A 19,723-nucleotide genomic window follows, 5' to 3' on the forward strand; every position below is an offset into this window, starting at 1 on the left:
ATACTCGCCGCGCTTTTTTGACTGCGGACAATTATTTACGCGGCCCGCTGCAGCGATGGAAATCCGGTGAACATACGCAACAGAACACCCTTCCATCGCCTCCCGGCTTTTCGCGTATTGCTGATGCAGGCGATGGTCGTGGTTGCGACCGCTGTGTCATGTGGCCTGGTATTTGGTATGGTCGCCGGCTACTCCGCACTGTGTGGCGGTCTGATTGCGCTGTCGGCGAACGTGTATTTCGCGTACAAGGCCTTTCGGTACTTTGGCGCACGTTCGACTCGGGCAATCATCCAGTCCTTCTGGTCTGGCGAGATGGGTAAACAGATTCTGGCAGCAGCGCTGTTTGCGTTGGTGTTCGTGGGAGTGAAGCCGCTGGACCCGATTGCCTTGTTTGCCGGCTATCTGCTGGTTCTGGGTGTCGGAGCAAGCGCGCTCCTGCTGATGAAAAACAATCCGAAGCATTGAGCATTGAGGCGTTTATGGCGAGTACCCCCGCTGAATATATCCAGCACCACCTGCAAAACCTCACCTACGGCAAGCTGCCGGCAGGTTACGAGCGTGCTGATGGCTCCGTTCTCGATCAGGCCACCTGGACCATCGCTCAGACGGGTCTGGAAGCTCGTGACATGGGCTTCATGGCCTTTCACCTGGATACCCTTGGCTGGTCGCTGCTGATGGGCGCCATCTTCATCCTGCTGTTCCGCAGCGCCGCCAAGTCTGCCACGGCCGGCGTACCGGGCAAGCTGCAAAACTTCGTCGAGATGTGCGTCGAGTTCGTCGAAGGCGTGGTCAAGGACACCTTCCATGGCCGCAACCCACTCATTGCTCCGCTGGCGCTGACCATCTTCGTCTGGGTGTTCCTGATGAACAGCCTGAAGTGGATCCCGGTCGACTACATTCCGGGCATCGCTGGGCTGCTCGGTCTGCCGGCCTTCAAGATCGTGCCGACCGCCGATCCCAACGGCACCTTCGGTCTGTCGCTCGGCGTGTTCATCCTCATCCTGTTCTACAGCGTCAAGGTCAAGGGTATCGGTGGTTTCAGCAAGGAACTGGCTTTCACCCCGTTCAACCACTGGTCGCTGATTCCGTTCAACCTGTTCCTGGAAATCCTCGGTTTGCTGACCAAGCCGCTCAGCCTCGCGCTGCGTCTGTTCGGCAACATGTATGCCGGTGAGGTGGTGTTCATCCTTATCGCGCTGCTGCCGTTCTACGTGCAGTGGACCCTGAATGTACCCTGGGCGATCTTCCACATCCTGGTGATCCCGCTTCAGGCGTTCATCTTCATGGTTCTGACCGTGGTGTACCTGAGTTCTGCTCATGAAGATCATGGGCACGCCGAGCTCACGCCGTAACAGCTGAACCGTTACAACCGTTTTGCTTTACCCAAGAAAACCTTAACCCCCTTAGCTTCAGGAGCTTTACATGGAACTCGTCTACATCGCCGCCTCCATCATGATCGGTCTGGGTGCCCTGGGCACCGGTATTGGCTTCGCCCTGCTGGGTGGCAAGCTGCTGGAATCCACTGCTCGTCAGCCGGAGCTGGCTCCGCAGCTGCAAACCAAGACCTTCCTGATGGCCGGCCTGCTCGACGCCGTACCGATGATCGGCGTTGGTATCGCGATGTACCTCATCTTCGTTGTCGCCGGTTAATCACTTTCCGGTTTGAGATGGGGTTCGCCGGGCGGACCCCGTCGCCGTGGAATGACTCCCGCGTTGAACGAGATAGCACGAGGTAAATCGCTGTGAACATTAACTTGACGCTGTTCGGTCAAACGCTCGCCTTCGCTATCTTCGTCTGGTTCTGCATGAAGCTCGTATGGCCGCCAATCACGGCAGCCATGGCAGCGCGCCAGAAGAAGATCGCCGAAGGACTGGATGCGGCAGGCCGTGCGCAGCAGGACCTGAAACTGGCTCAGGACAAGGTGTCCAACACCCTCCGCGAGACCAAGGAGCAGGCTGCCCAGATCATCGAGCAGGCGAACAAGCACGCCAATGCGATCATCGAGGAAGCCAAGCAGCAGGCACGTGCCGAAGGCGAGCGACTGGTCGCTGGCGCCCGCGCCGAGATCGAACAGGAAGTGAACCGTGCCAGGGACCAACTGCGCAGCCAGGTAGCGGCTCTTGCCGTCGCCGGTGCAGAGAAGATCCTGGAGTCCCAGGTGGACGCCAAGGTACACAACGAGCTGGTCGAAAAACTGGCCTCCCAACTCTAAGCGAGGCAAGCGATGATCAATACCCAGACGCTTGCTCGGCCTTACGCGAAAGCCGCTTTCGAGTTTGCCAGCGCCGCAGGACAGACCGATTCCTGGTCGAAAATGCTCAACCTGGCTGCCGTCGCTGTTGAAGTCCCAGAAGTCGCAGCGTTGCTGAACGACCCTCGTCTGACCAGCGAAAGCAAGGTCCAGGCGCTGGTACGTGTACTTGGTGACGATGCCGACGAGGCGTTCCGCAACTACGTTCAGACCCTTGGCGAAAACGATCGCCTGTCGGTCCTGCCGACCGTGTGGGAGCTGTACGAGGACATCAAGGCGCAAGCCGAGAAAACGCTCGAGGCAGAAGTTGAAACCGCCTTTGAGCTCAGCAACGCGCAACTCCAAACTTTGGCTGCCGCCCTGTCGAAGCGGCTAGATCGCACCGTCAACCTCCAGCAGGTCGTGAATCCTGCGCTGATCGGCGGCGTGTTGATTCGCGCCGGTGATGTGGTTGTCGACGGTTCGGTCCGCGGCAAACTGAGCCAGTTGGCCGAATCGTTGAAATCCTGATTTGAGGGTCATGGCATGCAGCAACTGAATCCTTCCGAGATTAGTGAAATCATCAAGCAGCGCATCGAGAAATCGAATGTCGCTGCTCAAGCCCGTAACGAGGGCACCGTCGTCAGCGTTTCTGACGGTATCGTACGCATCTACGGTCTGGCCGACGTCATGTACGGCGAGATGATCGAGTTCCCTGGCGGCATCTTTGGTATGGCACTGAACCTGGAGCAGGACTCCGTAGGTGCCGTGGTTCTGGGTAACTACCTGGGCCTGACCGAAGGCATGAGCGCCAAGTGCACCGGCCGCATCCTCGAAGTTCCGGTTGGTCCGGAACTGCTGGGTCGCGTGGTCGACGCGCTGGGCAACCCGATCGACGGCAAAGGTCCGATCAACGCTCAGGCGACTGATGCGGTCGAGAAAGTCGCACCGGGCGTGATCTGGCGTAAGTCGGTCGACCAGCCGGTACAGACCGGTTACAAGTCGGTCGACGCCATGATCCCGGTAGGCCGTGGCCAGCGTGAGCTGATCATCGGTGACCGTCAGATCGGCAAGACCGCCCTGGCCATCGACGCCATCATCAACCAGAAGAACAGCGGCATCCGCTGCGTCTACGTGGCTATCGGTCAGAAGCAGTCGACCATCGCCAACGTGGTGCGCAAGCTGGAAGAGCACGGCGCCCTGCAGAACACCATCGTGGTGGCTGCTTCGGCTTCCGAGTCCGCTGCGCTGCAGTACCTGGCTCCGTATGCCGGCTGCACCATGGGCGAGTACTTCCGCGACCGCGGTGAAGACGCGCTGATCGTCTATGACGATCTGTCCAAGCAGGCTGTGGCTTACCGCCAGATTTCCCTGCTGCTGCGTCGTCCGCCGGGACGTGAAGCCTACCCGGGCGACGTGTTCTATCTCCACAGCCGCCTGCTGGAGCGTGCGTCGCGCGTTTCCGAAGAGTATGTCGAGAAGTTCACCAACGGCGCCGTGACTGGCAAGACCGGTTCCCTGACCGCTCTGCCGATCATCGAAACCCAGGCGGGTGACGTTTCCGCGTTCGTTCCGACCAACGTGATCTCCATCACCGACGGTCAGATCTTCCTGGAATCGGCCATGTTCAACGCAGGCATCCGTCCGGCCGTCAACGCCGGTATCTCGGTATCTCGCGTCGGTGGTGCCGCGCAGACCAAGATCGTCAAGAAGCTGTCCGGTGGTATCCGTACCGCACTGGCTCAGTACCGTGAACTGGCCGCATTCGCACAGTTCGCTTCCGACCTCGACGAAGCGACCCGCAAGCAGCTGGAGCATGGTCAGCGCGTTACCGAGCTGATGAAGCAGAAGCAGTACGCGCCGATGTCCATCGCCGACATGTCCCTGTCCCTGTATGCCGCCGAGCGTGGCTATCTGGCGGACGTGGAAGTGGCCAAGGTTGGCGCCTTCGAGCAGGCCCTGATCGCCTTCTTCAACCGCGAGTTCGCCGACCTGATGGCGAAGATCAACGTGAAGGGCGACTTCAATGACGAAATCGACGCTGGCCTGAAGGCTGGTATCGAGAAGTTCAAGGCCACGCAAAGCTGGTAAGCCGCAGCGGGAGCCGTGAGGCTCCCGCCTGCTAACCCGATAGGTGTCAAATGGCAGGCGCAAAAGAGATTCGCAGCAAGATTGCGAGCATCAAAAGCACGCAGAAGATCACCAGCGCCATGGAAAAGGTGGCGGTCAGCAAGATGCGCAAGGCACAGATGCGCATGGCTGCCAGCCGCCCTTATGCGGAGCGGATCCGGCAGGTAATCGGCCATCTGGCCTACGCCAACCCGGAATACCGTCACCCGTTCATGGTGGAGCGTCCGGTCAAGCGTGTCGGCTATATCGTCGTGTCTACTGATCGTGGTCTGTGCGGTGGCCTGAACATCAACCTGTTCAAGGTCCTGATCAAGAACATGAAGGAGTGGCACGATCAGAAGGTCGAAGTCGACCTCTGCGTGATCGGCAACAAGGGCGCGAGCTTCTTCCGCAGCTTCGGCGGCAACGTCGTCGCGGCGATCGGCAACCTCGGCGAAGAGCCATCGATCAACGATCTGATCGGCAGCGTCAAGGTCATGCTGGACGGCTTCTACGAAGGCCGTATCGATCGCTTGTACCTGGTATCCAACAAGTTCATCAACACCATGACCCAGAAGCCCACGGTCGATCAGCTGCTGCCCCTGGCCGCAGACGAGAACGCCGAGCCGGTCAAGAAAGGTCAGTGGGACTACCTCTACGAGCCGGACGCCCAGCAGTTGCTGGATGCCCTGCTGGTTCGTTTCATCGAGTCCCAGGCCTATCAGGCGGTGGTTGAGAACGGCGCTGCCGAACAGGCCGCGCGGATGATTGCCATGAAGAACGCAACCGACAACGCCGGTGAGCTGATCAGCGACCTGCAACTGGTCTACAACAAGGCCCGTCAGGCTGCGATCACTCAGGAAATTTCGGAAATCGTCGGCGGCGCTGCCGCGGTTTAAGAACGGTTCAAATATTCAGAGGAACCAAACATGAGTAGCGGACGTATCGTTCAAATCATCGGCGCCGTTATCGACGTGGAATTTCCGCGCGATCTGGTACCGAACGTCTATGACGCACTGAAAGTTCAGGGCGCCGAGACCACCCTGGAAGTCCAGCAGCAGCTGGGTGACGGCATTGTCCGTACCATCGCCATGGGTTCGACCGAAGGCCTCAAGCGCGGCCTGGACGTCGTCAACACCGGCACCGGTATCTCCGTACCGGTCGGCAAGCAGACCCTCGGTCGCATCATGGACGTCCTGGGTAACCCCATCGACGAAGCCGGCCCGATCGGCGAAGAAGAGCGCTGGACCATCCACCGCGCTGCGCCGTCCTATTCCGAGCAGGCTGGTGGCAACGAGCTGCTGGAAACCGGCATCAAGGTTATCGACCTGGTCTGCCCGTTCGCCAAGGGCGGTAAGGTCGGTCTGTTCGGTGGTGCCGGTGTCGGCAAGACCGTAAACATGATGGAGCTGATCCGTAACATCGCCATGGAGCACAGCGGTTACTCCGTGTTCGCCGGTGTGGGTGAGCGTACTCGTGAAGGTAACGACTTCTATCACGAGATGAAGGACTCCAACGTTCTGGACAAGGTAGCCCTGGTGTACGGCCAGATGAACGAGCCGCCGGGAAACCGTCTGCGCGTTGCTCTGACCGGTCTGACCATGGCCGAGAAGTTCCGTGACGAAGGCCGTGACGTACTGTTGTTCGTCGACAACATCTACCGTTACACCCTTGCCGGTACCGAAGTATCCGCCCTGCTGGGTCGTATGCCTTCGGCGGTAGGTTATCAGCCGACTCTGGCCGAAGAGATGGGCGTTCTGCAGGAGCGCATCACCTCCACTAAGAACGGTTCGATCACCTCGGTACAGGCCGTATATGTACCTGCGGACGACCTGACCGACCCGAGCCCGGCGACCACCTTCGCCCACCTCGACGCCACCGTCGTACTGTCGCGTGACATCGCCTCCCTGGGTATCTACCCGGCGGTCGATCCGCTCGACTCGACTTCGCGTCAGCTGGATCCGCTGGTCATCGGCCAGGAGCACTACGACACCGCTCGCGGCGTTCAGTACGTGCTGCAGCGCTACAAGGAGCTGAAGGACATCATCGCGATCCTCGGTATGGACGAACTGTCCGAGACCGACAAGCAGCTGGTATCCCGCGCTCGTAAGATCCAGCGCTTCCTGTCCCAGCCGTTCTTCGTGGCCGAAGTCTTCACTGGCTCGCCAGGCAAGTACGTGCCGCTGAAGGAAACCATCCGTGGTTTCTCCGGCATCCTCAATGGCGACTACGACCATCTGCCGGAACAGGCGTTCTACATGGTCGGCAGCATCGACGAAGCCATCGAGAAAGCCAAGAAACTGTAACTGGCGCGCCCGTTCGCGGGCGCCAACCAGCCTGACCCGCAACTGCTGGTCAGGCTGATTACCGAGGCATGAACATGGCTATGACAGTGCATTGCGACATCGTCAGTGCGGAAGAAGAGCTGTTCTCGGGGCTGGTGGAAATGGTCGTCGCCCACGGCAACCTGGGTGACATCGGCGTTCTGCCGGGTCACGCGCCGCTGCTGACCGATCTCAAGCCGGGTCCGGTTCGAGTGATCAAGCAGGGTGGGGACGAGGAAATCTTCTACATCTCTGGCGGCTTCATCGAAGTCCAGCCGAACATGGTGAAGGTTCTCGCCGATACCGCTACCCGCGCGAAGGACATCGACGAAGCTGCCGCGCAGGCCGCCGTCAAGGCTGCCGAGAAGGCCCTGCACGAGAAGGGCGCGGAGTTCGATTACGGCTCCGCGGCCGCTCGCCTGGCCGAGGCTGCAGCTCAGCTGCGGACCATCGAGGCAATGCGCAAGAAGTACGGTCGTCACTGATCGACTCGCAACTTCATCGCGCACGAGTAAAAGGGTAGCCTTGGCTACCCTTTTTCTTTGTCTGCCATTTGTCGGCGCTGATACCAGCTGCACCCTGACTACCTACAGGTGAGCTGTCGGGCCGAACCCGTTCAGGAATCGCTTCATGTCCCTCGATATCGTCATTCTCGCCGCCGGTCAGGGCACCCGCATGCGTTCGGCACTGCCCAAGGTGCTGCATCCAGTCGCCGGCCAATCCATGCTCGGTCACGTCATAAGCACGGCGCGTGCGCTGCAGCCGCGCAGTATTCAGGTGGTGATCGGCCACGGTGCCGAGCAGGTTCGCCAGCGGCTGGTCGGGGACGACCTTAACTACGTGGTTCAAGCCGAGCAGCTGGGTACCGGGCATGCGGTGGCCCAGGCGTTACCGAATCTGTCGGCCGAGCGCGTGCTGATCCTCTACGGTGACGTGCCGCTGATCGAGGCCGAGACCCTTCAGCGTTTGCTGCAGAAGGTCGGACCCGAGCAGCTGGCATTGCTGACGGTGACCCTGGACGACCCGACTGGCTACGGCCGGATCGTCCGTGACGCACACGGCGAAGTGCAGGCCATTGTCGAGCACAAGGATGCCAGCGCCGAGCAGAAGGCGATCCGCGAGGGCAACACCGGGATTCTCGCCGTACCGGGCAGCCGCATCGGCGAATGGCTTGGCCGCCTGTCCAACAGCAACGCTCAGGGCGAGTACTACCTCACCGACGTGATCGCCATGGCCGTGGCCGATGGGCTGCGGGTGGCCACCGAACAGCCACAGGACGCCATGGAGGTGCAGGGCGCCAATGACCGCATCCAGCTCGCCGAACTGGAGCGCCACTATCAGCTGCGTGCTGCGCGCCGGCTGATGACCCAGGGCGTCACCCTGCGCGACCCGTCGCGTTTCGATCTGCGCGGCGAAGTGAGTGTCGGTCGGGACGTGCTCATCGACGTCAACGTGGTGCTCGAGGGCGAGGTCGTCATCGAGGATGATGTACAGATCGGCCCGAACTGCGTGATCAAGGACAGCACCCTGCGCCGCGGCGCTATCGTCAAGGCCAATTCTCATCTGGACGGCGCAGTGGTGGGCGAGGGCGCCGACTGCGGACCGTTCGCCCGGCTGCGTCCCGGCAGCACACTCGGTGCCAAGGCGCATGTGGGCAACTTCGTCGAGATGAAGAATGCGAGCCTCGGCGACGGCGCCAAGGCCGGTCATCTGAGCTACCTGGGCGACGCCGAGATCGGCGCGCGGACCAATATCGGCGCCGGGACAATCACCTGCAACTACGACGGCGCCAACAAGTTCAAGACGGTGATGGGCGAGGACGTGTTCATCGGCTCCAACAGTTCGCTGGTGGCGCCGCTGAATCTGGGCGACGGCGCCACTACCGGCGCCGGGTCGACCATCACCGCGGACGTACCGGCGCATACCTTGGCGCTCGGTCGCGGACGTCAGCGCAATATCGATGGCTGGCAGCGACCGGTGAAAAACAAATCCTGAGGAAAAAGGGCCTTGGCCGGATGGTTTGTGCCGACTTCCGGCTGCCGGGCAGGACTTGCGGTCGCCTCGGGCATATGTTTTGATTCGCTCCGTTAACTTTCGAATCGAAACATATAAATGTCGAAGCGCAATACGCCACAACGCCGTCACGTCATCCTTGCGCTGCTCAACGAGCGCGGCGAGGTCAGCGTCGATGAGCTGTCGCGGCGCTTCGAGACGTCTGAAGTCACCATCCGCAAGGATCTCGCCGCCCTGGAAAAGAATGGCTTGCTGCTGCGCCGCTACGGCGGTGCGGTGTCGCTGCCGCAGGAGCTGATCGGCGACACTGCACAGCCCGTCTCGCCCTACAAGCAGGCGATCGCCCGCGCGGCTGTCGGCTGCATTCGCGAGCACGCGCGGATCATCATCGACAGTGGTACCACCACCGCGGCGATGATCCCTCAGCTCGGCTACAAGCACGGGCTGGTGGTGATGACCAATTCGCTAAACGTGGTCAATGCCCTGCGCGAGCTGGAGCACGAGCCGGTGCTGCTGATGACCGGCGGCACTTGGGACCCGCACTCGGAGTCTTTCCAGGGCCAGGTGGCCGAACAGGTGCTGCGATCCTATGACTTCGACCAGCTGTTCATCGGCGCCGACGGCATCGACCTGAAGCGCGGTACCACCACCTTCAACGAGCTGCTTGGGCTGTCGCGGGTGATGGCCGATGTCGCGCGCGAGGTCATCGTGCTTGCCGAGGCCGACAAGATCGGTCGGCGCATCCCCAATCTGGAGCTGCCCTGGAGCAGCGTGCACACCCTGATCACCGATGAGCGCCTCAGCGACGAGGCGCGCACCAGCATCCTGGCCCGCGGCGTGAAGCTGATCTGCGTGGCCATCGAACCCCATTTGGAGACCTGAGTATGTGTGGCATCGTTGGCGCCGTCGCCGAACGCAACATCACCGCGATCCTTCTCGAAGGCCTCAAGCGCCTGGAATACCGTGGCTATGACAGTGCCGGCGTCGCCGTGCTGGACGAGAACGGCGCACTCGAGCGCCTGCGCCGCAACGGCAAGGTTGCCGAGCTGGAGCAGGCTCAGCAACAGACTCAGCTGGCCGGCCGCCTGGGCATCGCTCACACCCGCTGGGCCACCCATGGCGCGCCATGCGAACGCAATGCCCATCCGCATTTTTCCGGTGATGACCTGGCGGTGGTGCATAACGGCATCATCGAGAACCACGAGGCGTTGCGCGCTCGGCTCAAGGAGATGGGTTACGTATTCGTCTCGGATACCGACACCGAAGTCATCGTCCATCTGCTACACCACAAGCTCGATTCGCTCGGCGACCTCACCGCTGCACTGAAGGCAGCGGTCAAGGAACTGCATGGCGCCTATGGTCTGGCAGTGATCAGCGCCAAACAGCCGGATCGCCTGCTCGCCGCACGCAGCGGCAGCCCGCTGGTGATTGGTCTGGGCCTGGGCGAAAACTTCCTCGCCTCCGACCAGCTGGCACTGCGGCAGGTCACAGACCGCTTCATGTATCTGGAAGAGGGCGATATCGCCGAGATTCGCCGTGACGCCGTGCAGGTCTGGGATGTCGATGGCCAGCCGGTGAAGCGCGAGGCCGTGCAGTACCATGAAGGCGCCGAGGCGGCGGACAAGGGCGAATACCGCCACTTCATGCTCAAGGAAATTCACGAGCAGCCCAAGGTCGTGCAGCGCACCCTGGAAGGCCGTCTGGGCGATCGTCAGGTGCTGGTCGAGGCCTTCGGTCCGCAGGCCGGCGAGCTGTTCGCCAAGGTCCGCAACGTGCAGATCGTCGCCTGCGGCACCAGCTATCACGCCGGCATGGTGGCGCGTTACTGGCTGGAAGAACTGGCCGGCATTCCCTGCCAGGTCGAAGTCGCCAGCGAGTTCCGTTACCGCAAGGTGGTGGTACAGCCCGACACCCTGTTCGTCACCATCTCCCAGTCCGGCGAGACGGCCGACACCCTGGCGGCGCTGCGCAATGCCAAGCAGCTTACCAGCGGCGAGGGCGGCTACCTTGCCAGTCTGGCCATCTGCAATGTCGGCATCAGCTCGCTGGTACGCGAGTCGGACCTGACCCTGCTGACCCAGGCCGGGCCGGAAATCGGCGTCGCCTCGACCAAGGCGTTCACCACCCAGCTGGTCGGGCTGATGCTGCTGACACTCGCCCTGGGCCACGTCCGCGGCACGTTGAGCGCGGCCCGCGAAGCGGAGCTGGTCGACGAACTGCGGCGGCTGCCGACCCGCCTGGGCGAGGCGCTGGCCATGGATGCCACGGTGGAGAAGATCGCCGAGCATTTCGCCGAGAAGCACCACACGCTGTTCCTCGGTCGCGGCGCGCAGTACCCGGTGGCGATGGAAGGCGCGCTCAAGCTCAAGGAGATCTCCTACATCCACGCCGAGGCCTATCCGGCTGGTGAACTCAAGCACGGCCCGCTGGCGCTGGTGGATGCCGACATGCCGGTGGTCACCGTGGCGCCGAACAACGAGTTGCTGGAGAAGCTCAAGTCGAACCTGCAGGAAGTGCGCGCCCGTGGCGGCGAGCTGATCGTCTTTGCCGATCGCGAGGCGGGTTTCGACAATGGCGAGGGCATCTTCCTGGTGAACATGCCGCACATCCACGATGCGCTGGCGCCGATCCTCTACACCCTGCCGTTGCAGCTGCTGTCGTACTACGTCGCCGTGCTGCGCGGCACCGACGTCGACCAGCCGCGCAATCTGGCCAAGTCGGTAACGGTGGAGTAATACCGACCTCGCAGGGTTCTCGGCGTCGTCGTCGGTATTGATGATGACGCCGTGGTCGCCGCCGCCATTGGCCGGCCTGGCTCCTGGCAGCAGGTCTCCCCAGCGATTTCTCGGCGAGCGCGCCAGCCGTTCGCGGATGATCGCGAACATCCCTTCCTGCTGTCACAGTCCACGTCCGGGTGAGCATTGCCGGGCGCAACTCCATGGATGTGTGAACGCATGGCTGCGCTGCGTCGCTCAGCCGGCAGATCGCAATAGCGCGTTGCCAGGTGATTTCCGCCTTCGGCAAGCCTGTGCAAGCAGGGGCTGAGCGTCGTCGTAGCCCGTTCGTCGGCTAGCCGCTCGCCGCCCTCACGAGACCCTTTCAGCACCCGATACAGAGGCCAAATTCATAACCTCTGTGACTACCCGATTCGTTCGCTACTGGCCTTCGAATTCGAGCAGAAGATGCCTTGCACTACCCAAGCCCCAGTCAGGTCAGCTGGGGCCCCGAGGTGCCACATGCTGAAAAACATCTCCTTGAGCCGGAAACTGATTCTGATCGTACTCGCGCCCCTGTTGGGGTTTCTCTGGCTCGGAACGCTGTACGTCAATGAAAGCTACAAGACGTTGCGGCAGATGGAGTACACCGTCGAGGCCAGCTCTGCGGCGCAGCAGGTGAGTCAGCTGATCACCACCCTGCAGCGTGAGCGTGGCGCAAGCGGTGTGTTCCTCGGCAGCCAGGGACGGCTCATGAGCCGGCGGCTGCCGGGCCTGCGTCAGGCGACGGACGAAGCCTCCAACGCCGTTGCAACACTGGCGCTGAAAGACGACGCCCAGCTGGCCAGCGCCTTGCTCGCGCTGAACGAACTGCGCGGCACCCGAGCGCAGATCGACAGTTTCGCGATCAGCAACGTGGAGTCCGGCGCCCGCTTCACCGGCATCATCAAATCACTGATCGGTTTCACCCACGCGCTTGAAGCGCGCGTCGAGGATGCCGAGCTGGCGCGGGCGCTGAGCGGGCTCAACCAGTTCATCGAGATGAAAGAACGCGCCGGCCGTGAGCGCGCCATGCTCGGTGTGGTGTTCGGCCAGGACCGGTTCGATGCCACGTTGCTGGCCTCATTCAGCCGCAACCTCGGCGAGTTCACCGCCTACCTGGACGGCTTTCGGCGTACGGCAGCTGAGCGTCTCGTCGGCCTGCTCGACCAGCAGATGCAGCAGGGCAGTGCACAGGAAGTCGCCCGACTGCAGCGTCTGGCCTTCGACGTACCGATCGGCCAGAGCCTCGGTGTGGACAGCGAAACCTGGTTCGAGACGGCCACCAGCCGGATCGATCTGATGGGCGAGGTGGAACGCCAGCTGGCCGAGCATGTGGGCGAGCTCGCAGCCGCCTCGCGCGATGAAGCACGCAGTGCCCTGTGGATGACTCTGACAGCGGTGATCGTTGCCCTTGTTGCCGTCACGGTGTTGTCGTTGCTGATCATCCGCAACATCAAGACTGCGGTACATGAGGTCAACCACACCCTGCTGGCGCTTTCCGCACGAGACCTTACTGCCAAGGCCGACTACCAGGGGCGCGACGAATTTGGCGAGATTGCCAATAACCTCAATGTCATGGCCGGTGAGCTGCAGCAGATCGTCAGGGAGATCGGCAGCGCCACGGCACAAGTCGCGACGGCCGCGGAAGAGTCGTCGGCGGTGACGGTGCAGACCAGCGCCAGCATCGATCGCCAGCGCCAGGGAACCGAGCTGGTGGTGACCGCGATCAACGAGATGAGCGCGACTGTGCGCGATGTGGCGCGCAGCACCAGCGATGCTGCCGAACTGTCCCAGCGGCTGAACACGAACGCTGCACAGGGCCGCGCCGAAGTGCAGGACACCATCGACCTGATCCGTCAGCTGTCTGATCAGGCCGATCAGACCGCGCAGATCATCGAAAACCTGAAGCAGGAAAGCGATTCGATCTCCTCGGTACTGGACGTGATCCGTGGCATCGCCGACCAGACCAACCTGCTGGCGCTCAATGCCGCCATCGAAGCGGCACGAGCCGGTGATCACGGGCGCGGCTTCGCCGTGGTGGCGACGGAAGTACGCATGCTGGCGCAGAAGACCCAGGAGTCGACCGGCAGCATCCAGACGATGATCGGCAACCTGCAGACGGGCGCTGACCGCGCGGCGCGCTCCATGCAGGACACCCTGAGCAAGGCTCAGGCAGGCTCCAGCAACATCGGCCGCACCGGCGAGCTGCTCGAGGAGATCGCCGCAGGGGTCGCCGCGATCAGTGACCGCAATATCCAGATCGCCACCGCGGCGGAGGAACAGAGCGCGGTTGCCGAGGACATCAACCGCAATGTCGTGGAGATCAACGACGTCGCCATCCAGGTCAGCGCCGGTGCCGAACAGACCGCCATGACCAGCCTGGAGCTGGCGCGCCTGGCCGAGCAACAGCAGCAGCTGGTCGGTCGCTTCAGGGTCGCCTGACCGGATTTCAGCCGAACAAGGAAAGGCCCCCACGTGGGCCTTTCTCTCTCAGCCGTAGGCGCCCTCGGCTTCCAGCGCGGCGGCACTGGCGAATAGCCCGAAGGTGGCTTCGGCTGCAGCCAGCATCGGCGCCCATGAAGACGCCGAGGCCTGCTGCTCGAGGCGGCTGAGAAATGTCGGCCAGAGCCGGGCGACGTCGCCGTGTTCGAGGTAGCGAACGGGTGCGGTCGGATCGGCCTGACGAACCCGCCGTGCAAGCACCTGCCCGCCCAGACGGGAGCCTTCCAGAACATAAGCGGCGCCCCAGCAGCTGGCGATCTCGCTCAGCTCGGGAGCGGGCAGCGCGACGGGCGCCTGGCAGTCCAGATCGGCCAAGTCATCGAGCAGGGCATGCCGTCTTGCCCGCGCGGGCCAGTCCATTAGCAGCGTGGCGATGCCGGCCTGCTCCAGGGCTGTCTCCACCGCGCGCAGCGCCCGCGCATGGGCACGCAGGAAGCAACGGTAGTCCTCAGGCCGCCCGAGATCGAACTCGGAGTAGGCGGCATCGACCCGCTCGTGCAGCGGTGCCGTTGCCTCACGCAGGCGCAAACGCAGTTCAGCCATCCGCCAGACTGCCCTCACTAAGTGCCAAATGAAGCTTGTTCGCCAGCTGTTCCTCGCGAAACGGCTTCTGGATGATCGAGTAGCCTTCCAGGCCCAGTTCGCACAGCTCGGCATAACCGGTGACAAACACCACCGGCAGCTCCGGGTGACGTACTCGCACCGCACGCGCCAGCTCGCCGCCGTTCATACCCGGCATGGCGAAGTCGGCCAGCAGCAGGTCGACCTCCGCGCCCTGGGTGAGCAACTGCAGCGCGTCATCGCCGCTATCCGCGGCGATCACCGTAAAGCCCAGATTCTCGAGCATCTGGGCGGTCACTTCGCGCACGCTGTGGTCGTCGTCCACCAGCAGGATGCAATGCTGATTGTTGCTCTCGGCGGAGCCACTGCTCGCCGCGCTGGCCGGCTCCGGTTGGCGTGGCGCCGAAGTACGCGGGAGGAACACCTTCACGGTCGTGCCGACGCCTTCGCGGCTTTCGATGCGCGCACCACCACCGGACTGTTTGGCGAAGCCGAACACCTGGGCCAGGCCGAGCCCCGAGCCCTTGCCGACTTCCTTGGTGGTGAAAAACGGCTCGAACGCCTTGCTCAGCACGGCTTCGCTCATGCCGGACCCGGTGTCGGCGACCGACAGCATCACATACTCACCGGGGCTCGGGTCTTCGGCGCGCTGCGCCGGCTGGTCGATCACCACGTTGCGTGTACCCAGCGTCAGCCGGCCGCTATCAGCCATTGCGTCGCGGGCGTTGATTGCCAGGTTGAGGATGATCATCTCGATCTGGGTCGGGTCCACCAGGGCGTGCCAGATGTCCGCCTGGGTGTCCGTCTCGATGCTGACGCTGCCACCCAGGGTGCTCTTGAGCAGGCTGAGCAGGTTGACCAGGGTGTCGTTGAGGTCGATGGCGGTGGGTGCCAGCTGCTGGCGCCGGGCGAAGGCCAGCAACTGGCTGGTCAGGGTGGCGCCGCGCTCGCCCGACTCGCGGATGTACTGCAGTCGACGCAGGCTGCGCTCCAGCGGCGCGCCGTTCTGCAGGTCGTTCTGCAGGAAGCTGGCGCTGGTGAGGATCACGGTCAACAGGTTGTTGAAGTCGTGGGCGACGCCGGCGGTCAGCTGGCCGACGGCTTCCAGGCGCTGCATCTGCTGCAGTGTGGCCTCGACACGCTCGCGCTCCTGGATCTGCGCGCGCAGCTCGCGGTTGGCATCGGCCAGTTTGTCGACCGCGGCGATTTCGCTGGTGATGTCGCGTGCTGCCGAGTAGATACGGCCGCCATCGGCCACGGCCGACCAGGACAGCCAGCGGTAGCTGCCGTCGCGGTGGCGCATGCGATTGACGAAGCGGGTGGTGACCTTGCCACGGCCCACTCGCGCGGTCTCTTCCAGCGTCGCCTGCAGGTCGTCCGGGTGTACCAGGCGGGTCAGCGGATGCTCCATCAGCTGCTCCAGCGGCCAGTCGAAGGCCTGTTCCCACATCGGATTCAGCGCGACCGGCATCATGTCCGTATGGGTCACGGCGAGCAGATCGCGCGACAGCTCCCAGGTGCGATCGCGCTCTCGGGTGCGTTCCTGAACGCGCTCACCGAGGGTTTCGTTCATCTGCCGCAGCGTCTGGGTCGCCAGCTGCTGCTCGGTGATGTCCATCAGCACGCCAACGAAGCGCGTACAGCGCTCGCCGTCGAAAAACGCCTGGCCGCGGGTTTCCATCCAGCGCATGCGGCCGTCCTCGAACAGCACGCGATAGGTGGTGCTGAATTGGCCGGCGTCGCTACCGGAAATGGCGCGGGCAACCTGCTCGCGCATGCGTTCGCGGTCGTCCGGATGGCAGAGCCGCTCGAACAGGGGCATGTCGACCGGCGTCTCGGCAGCGATTCCCATCATCGCGCGGCAGCGCTCGTCCCAGATCAGCGTGCCGCTCTGCGGTTCGTAGTCCCACATGCCCAGGCGTGCCGCATCGATAGCCAGGCGCGCGCGTACCTCGACCTCGCGCAACGCCTGCTCGGCCTGCAGCCGGCGCCGGCGCTCGTTGACTTCGCCCATCGCGCGTTCCACGGCCTTGGGCAGGAAGCCGAGGTTCTGCTTGAGCACGTAGTCGACCGCGCCGGAGCGCATCATGTTGACCGCATGCTCTTCGCCGAACACACCGGACAGAAAGATGAAGGGGGTCTGCGGCGCGAGCCGACGCGCCTCCTGCAGCGCCTGGCTACCGGAGAAGCCGGGCAGGATGAAGTCAGCCAGGATCAGGTCGAATTCGCGTCGTTGCAGGGCTTCGACCACACCGGCCCGGTCATATACCAGCTCGGTGTGCAGGGTGTAGCCACTGCGCTCCAGCGCCAACTGGGCAAGTTCGGCGTCGTGCGGGCTGTCCTCGATGAACAGGACGCTGATGTTCTTTGACGCTGGCATATCCAACCTGTCGAGGAAGCAGGAATCATCGAAACGGCCCGCCAGGCACGGGCCGGCAATGCTCGTTCAGTTCTTTTCGTCTTTGTTGCGCGCGCGCTTGAGACGCAGCGAACCGGGTGGCGGCTCGTTGAGCACGGCCCAGAAGATGCCGAGGTCGGAGATTGCGGCGACAAAATCCTTGAATTCGACCGGTTTGACGACGTAAGCGTTCACCCCGAGCTCGTAGGCTTTCATCAGGTCGGGTTCTTCCCGCGAAGAGGTCAGCATGACCACTGGAATGCTGCGCAGCTCGGCGGTCTCGCGTACGGTCTTGAGCACTTCCAGGCCGTCGACCTTGGGCAGCTTCAGGTCCAGCAGCAGCACTGCCGGATTGCCATCGGCGCGATCGGCGTAAGCGCCGGTGCGCTGCAGGTAGTTCAGCGCCTCGGCGCCGTCACGCATGATCACCACCTCATTGGCCAGCTGACTGCGCTCCAGCGCGATCAGGGTGAGTTCCAAGTCGTGGGGGTTGTCTTCGACCAGCAGTATCGGTTTCAGCATCAGATGTCTCGGTCCAGGAGGGACGATGTATAGGACAGTTTTGGGAGTGAGAAGTAGAACGTGGCGCCCTTGTCCAGCTGGCCTTCGGCCCAGACCTGGCCGTCGTGGCGCTCGATGATGCGGCGCACGCTCGCCAGGCCGATGCCGATACCTTCGAACTCCTCCATGCGGTGCAGGCGCTGGAACACGCCGAACAGCTTGCTCGAATACTGCATGTCGAAGCCGACGCCGTTGTCGCGCACATAGACGACCACTTCGCCGGCGCGCTGTTCGGCACCCACCTCGATGACGGCCACCTCCCGGGTGCGGCTGTACTTGACCGCGTTGTCGATCAGGTTGCGCAGCACCATGTGAATGAAGGCGGCATCGGCGACTACGATCGGCATCGGCAGCAGGTGCCATTCGATCTGGCGACCTTCGCAGTCAGGCGCCAGCTCCTCGCGAATCGAGGCGACCAATGCACCGAGGTCGACATCCGACAGGCGCAACGCCGAACGGCCCATCTGCGAGAAGCTCAGCAGGTTGTCCACCAGCGTGCCGGCGAAGCGCGCGGCGTCGGCGATGTTGTCGAGAAAGCGCATCCCACGTTCGCTCAGTTGCTTGCTCTCCATCTCGCTGAGCAGCTCGGTGTAGCCGGCGATGTGCCGCAGCGGAGCGCGCAGATCGTGGGAAACGCTGTAGGAGAAGGCCTCCAGCTCCTTGTTGCTGGCGCGCAACTCGCCGGCCAGCTGGGCCATCTCCTCGGCTTTGCGCAAGACGATACCGAGCACCGCATTGCGCAGTTCCAGCGCGCCCTCGATCACCACCTGATCCCAGGGCTGCGCATAGCCGCGCAGGGTTTCCTGCCATTGTTCGAAGCTGTGCCGCGGAGTGAGCGCACCGCTCTGACGGTCGATCTGTTTTTCCGGCTGACCGGCCCAGTTGACGGTCTTGATCTGCTCGTGGCGAAACCAGATCAGATAGTGCGCGTGCAGGCGCGAGATGGAGATGGCCATGACCCCGGCACAGTGCTCGGCGAGTGCCGGCATGTCGGGAATGTCGCGGCTGATGCAGTCACTGTGGAAGACCAGTTCGTCGCGTCGTTCGCCCAGCCACCGCGCCAGCTGCAGGATCTGTTCATGCTCCGGTGTGTCGCCGACGGTTTCGCACTTGTCGGCGGAAATGATCGCCGCGCCATCGGCACCGGCGAACCCCAGCACCACCTCGGGGAGGTGGCGGAAACCCTCGACCACGCTGTCGCGATCGGCCATCGCCGCGAGCAGGTGGACGATCTGGTGGCGCAGTTCCAGCTTGCGCTGAGCGACGATCTCGCTTTCCCGCGCCTCGATTTGCAGCGAAAGGATGCGTCCGAGCAGCTCGCAGGCGGTGCGGGTCTGGTAGCTGACCGCACGCGGTTCGGCATCATGGCAGGAGATCAGCCCCCAGAGGCGGTCGCGAATGACGATGGAGATCGACATCGACGCCAGCGTGCCCATGTTGCGCATGTACTGCAGATGCACCGGGGAGACGCTGCGCAGTGCGGCGAAGCTCAGATCGAGCGGTGCCCCGGAGATCGGGTTGAGGGCCGGTATCAGCGGCGAGGGTTGATAGTTGGCGTCCTGAATCACCCGGATCAGGTTTTCGCGATACAGCCGGCGCGCCTGCTGCGGGATGTCGGCAGCCGGGAAGCACAGCCCGAGATAGCTTGGATAGCCGGGGTCGGCGACCTCTGCCAGCACTACGCCATTGTCTTCGGCATCGAAGCGATAGGCCTTGACGCGGCCGAAGCCGGTGATGCGCTTGACCTCCCGAACCGCCAGTTGGCAGAGCGCTTCCAGCTCGCGGCTGTCCTGCAGTTGGGCGACGAAGGTGCGCATCAGCGGGTAGAGGGTGTCATAGGCCTGGCCGGAGGTTTCCGCGCGTTCGAATTCGAGGATCAGCTGGCCGCGATGGCGATGGCCGAGCAGGGCGAACGCCTGGCCGGCGACACCGGTGAGACCGATGCTTACATCGCTCAGGTGGAAGGGGTTGTGGTCGTCTTCGCTCAGTGCCGTGAGACCGGCTTCGATGCGTGCGGTGGGTAGCAGGTTCGACAGAGGCTGGCCGACCAGCGAGCGGGCGTCTATCCCGAGCCAGAGCTGAACGTTTTCACTGGCCTGCTGCACACGCAGCTCGGGCTCGCTGACCACCAGCAGGAAACCATGGGGCTGGATGCTACCGGGGATATGGATTGGTTCGTCGGCGCATCGATCGATGGCCTGGAGCAACTCCTGGGCTTCGGTAGTAGTCATTGCGTGTCCTTGTTCAGGTCCGAGCGGACCAGATGTG

General features: G+C 63.0%; 17 protein-coding genes. 13 read left to right on the forward strand and 4 right to left on the reverse strand.

The window, feature by feature from the left end; genetic code table 11:
- Positions 1-66: 66 nt before the first annotated feature.
- The 13 genes from ACX1DW_RS17385 (at position 67) to ACX1DW_RS17445 (ending at position 13,875) form a co-directional block, all read left to right on the forward strand.
- Positions 67-465 carry a F0F1 ATP synthase subunit I gene (locus ACX1DW_RS17385; RefSeq protein WP_073865897.1) on the forward strand — a complete coding sequence of 133 codons (399 nt, stop codon included), beginning with the start codon at positions 67-69 and terminating at the stop codon, positions 463-465.
- A gap of 14 nt (positions 466-479) precedes the next feature.
- Positions 480-1,352 carry a F0F1 ATP synthase subunit A gene (gene atpB, locus ACX1DW_RS17390; RefSeq protein ID WP_063540249.1) on the forward strand — a complete coding sequence of 291 codons (873 nt, stop codon included), beginning with the start codon at positions 480-482 and terminating at the stop codon, positions 1,350-1,352.
- A gap of 70 nt (positions 1,353-1,422) precedes the next feature.
- Complete coding sequence (gene atpE, locus ACX1DW_RS17395; RefSeq protein ID WP_003290909.1) at positions 1,423-1,650, forward strand: F0F1 ATP synthase subunit C; 228 nt, start codon at positions 1,423-1,425, stop codon at positions 1,648-1,650.
- Positions 1,651-1,742: 92 nt separating this feature from the next.
- Positions 1,743-2,213 (forward strand): F0F1 ATP synthase subunit B, encoded by a 471-nt coding sequence (locus ACX1DW_RS17400; RefSeq protein WP_102839105.1) that lies wholly within the window; start codon positions 1,743-1,745, stop codon positions 2,211-2,213.
- A gap of 12 nt (positions 2,214-2,225) precedes the next feature.
- Positions 2,226-2,762, forward strand: coding sequence for a F0F1 ATP synthase subunit delta (locus tag ACX1DW_RS17405; protein ID WP_011915194.1), 537 nt, complete (start codon positions 2,226-2,228; stop codon positions 2,760-2,762).
- A gap of 15 nt (positions 2,763-2,777) precedes the next feature.
- Entirely contained in the window at positions 2,778-4,322 is a 1,545-nt protein-coding gene (atpA, locus tag ACX1DW_RS17410; RefSeq protein WP_019405952.1) for a F0F1 ATP synthase subunit alpha, read from the forward strand.
- A gap of 50 nt (positions 4,323-4,372) precedes the next feature.
- Positions 4,373-5,239 carry a F0F1 ATP synthase subunit gamma gene (gene atpG / locus ACX1DW_RS17415; protein WP_253752427.1) on the forward strand — a complete coding sequence of 289 codons (867 nt, stop codon included), beginning with the start codon at positions 4,373-4,375 and terminating at the stop codon, positions 5,237-5,239.
- 30 nt (positions 5,240-5,269) lie between these two features.
- Positions 5,270-6,646 (forward strand): F0F1 ATP synthase subunit beta, encoded by a 1,377-nt coding sequence (gene atpD / locus ACX1DW_RS17420; RefSeq protein ID WP_003284839.1) that lies wholly within the window; start codon positions 5,270-5,272, stop codon positions 6,644-6,646.
- A gap of 74 nt (positions 6,647-6,720) precedes the next feature.
- Positions 6,721-7,149, forward strand: coding sequence for a F0F1 ATP synthase subunit epsilon (locus ACX1DW_RS17425; RefSeq protein ID WP_003303687.1), 429 nt, complete (start codon positions 6,721-6,723; stop codon positions 7,147-7,149).
- A gap of 145 nt (positions 7,150-7,294) precedes the next feature.
- On the forward strand, positions 7,295-8,659 hold the full coding sequence (gene glmU / locus ACX1DW_RS17430) for a bifunctional UDP-N-acetylglucosamine diphosphorylase/glucosamine-1-phosphate N-acetyltransferase GlmU (protein WP_125867540.1): 1,365 nt from the start codon (positions 7,295-7,297) through the stop codon (positions 8,657-8,659).
- Positions 8,660-8,776: 117 nt separating this feature from the next.
- Positions 8,777-9,559: a DeoR/GlpR family DNA-binding transcription regulator gene (locus ACX1DW_RS17435; RefSeq protein WP_458991991.1), complete on the forward strand. Its 783-nt coding sequence runs from the start codon at positions 8,777-8,779 to the stop codon at positions 9,557-9,559.
- A 2-nt stretch (positions 9,560-9,561) separates the two neighbouring features.
- Positions 9,562-11,412, forward strand: coding sequence for a glutamine--fructose-6-phosphate transaminase (isomerizing) (gene glmS / locus ACX1DW_RS17440; protein ID WP_458991992.1), 1,851 nt, complete (start codon positions 9,562-9,564; stop codon positions 11,410-11,412).
- A gap of 501 nt (positions 11,413-11,913) precedes the next feature.
- Positions 11,914-13,875, forward strand: coding sequence for a methyl-accepting chemotaxis protein (locus tag ACX1DW_RS17445; RefSeq protein ID WP_208217107.1), 1,962 nt, complete (start codon positions 11,914-11,916; stop codon positions 13,873-13,875).
- 48 nt (positions 13,876-13,923) lie between these two features.
- On the opposite strand, the gene ACX1DW_RS17450 is transcribed toward ACX1DW_RS17445, so the two are convergent.
- The 4 genes from ACX1DW_RS17450 to ACX1DW_RS17465 form a co-directional block, all read right to left on the reverse strand.
- Positions 13,924-14,478 (reverse strand): biliverdin-producing heme oxygenase, encoded by a 555-nt coding sequence (locus ACX1DW_RS17450; RefSeq protein WP_133455180.1) that lies wholly within the window; start codon positions 14,476-14,478, stop codon positions 13,924-13,926.
- Complete coding sequence (locus tag ACX1DW_RS17455; protein WP_458991993.1) at positions 14,471-16,876, reverse strand: response regulator; 2,406 nt, start codon at positions 16,874-16,876, stop codon at positions 14,471-14,473. The genes ACX1DW_RS17450 and ACX1DW_RS17455 overlap by 8 nt, the downstream gene beginning before the upstream one ends.
- A gap of 66 nt (positions 16,877-16,942) precedes the next feature.
- Entirely contained in the window at positions 16,943-17,416 is a 474-nt protein-coding gene (locus ACX1DW_RS17460; protein WP_023446463.1) for a response regulator, read from the reverse strand.
- The gene (locus tag ACX1DW_RS17465; RefSeq protein ID WP_458991994.1) at positions 17,416-19,686 is read right to left on the reverse strand and encodes an ATP-binding protein; all 2,271 of its coding nucleotides are present in this window, start codon (positions 19,684-19,686) and stop codon (positions 17,416-17,418) included. Before ACX1DW_RS17465 ends, ACX1DW_RS17460 begins: the two co-directional genes overlap by 1 nt.
- Between the last annotated feature and the right edge of the window lie 37 nt (positions 19,687-19,723).

It is taken from the genome of Stutzerimonas sp. KH-1, assembly GCF_054483855.1.

Coding starts and splice junctions, on each gene's coding strand:
- atpB (WP_063540249.1), top strand. CDS start 480: ATGGCGAGTACCCCCGCTGAATATATCCAGCACCACCTGCAAAACCTC.
- atpE (WP_003290909.1), top strand. CDS start 1,423: ATGGAACTCGTCTACATCGCCGCCTCCATCATGATCGGTCTGGGTGCC.
- ACX1DW_RS17405 (WP_011915194.1), top strand. CDS start 2,226: ATGATCAATACCCAGACGCTTGCTCGGCCTTACGCGAAAGCCGCTTTC.
- atpA (WP_019405952.1), top strand. CDS start 2,778: ATGCAGCAACTGAATCCTTCCGAGATTAGTGAAATCATCAAGCAGCGC.
- atpG (WP_253752427.1), top strand. CDS start 4,373: ATGGCAGGCGCAAAAGAGATTCGCAGCAAGATTGCGAGCATCAAAAGC.
- atpD (WP_003284839.1), top strand. CDS start 5,270: ATGAGTAGCGGACGTATCGTTCAAATCATCGGCGCCGTTATCGACGTG.
- ACX1DW_RS17425 (WP_003303687.1), top strand. CDS start 6,721: ATGGCTATGACAGTGCATTGCGACATCGTCAGTGCGGAAGAAGAGCTG.
- glmU (WP_125867540.1), top strand. CDS start 7,295: ATGTCCCTCGATATCGTCATTCTCGCCGCCGGTCAGGGCACCCGCATG.
- ACX1DW_RS17435 (WP_458991991.1), top strand. CDS start 8,777: ATGTCGAAGCGCAATACGCCACAACGCCGTCACGTCATCCTTGCGCTG.
- glmS (WP_458991992.1), top strand. CDS start 9,562: ATGTGTGGCATCGTTGGCGCCGTCGCCGAACGCAACATCACCGCGATC.
- ACX1DW_RS17445 (WP_208217107.1), top strand. CDS start 11,914: ATGCTGAAAAACATCTCCTTGAGCCGGAAACTGATTCTGATCGTACTC.
- ACX1DW_RS17450 (WP_133455180.1), bottom strand. CDS start 14,478: ATGGCTGAACTGCGTTTGCGCCTGCGTGAGGCAACGGCACCGCTGCAC.
- ACX1DW_RS17455 (WP_458991993.1), bottom strand. CDS start 16,876: ATGCCAGCGTCAAAGAACATCAGCGTCCTGTTCATCGAGGACAGCCCG.
- ACX1DW_RS17460 (WP_023446463.1), bottom strand. CDS start 17,416: ATGCTGAAACCGATACTGCTGGTCGAAGACAACCCCCACGACTTGGAA.
- ACX1DW_RS17465 (WP_458991994.1), bottom strand. CDS start 19,686: ATGACTACTACCGAAGCCCAGGAGTTGCTCCAGGCCATCGATCGATGC.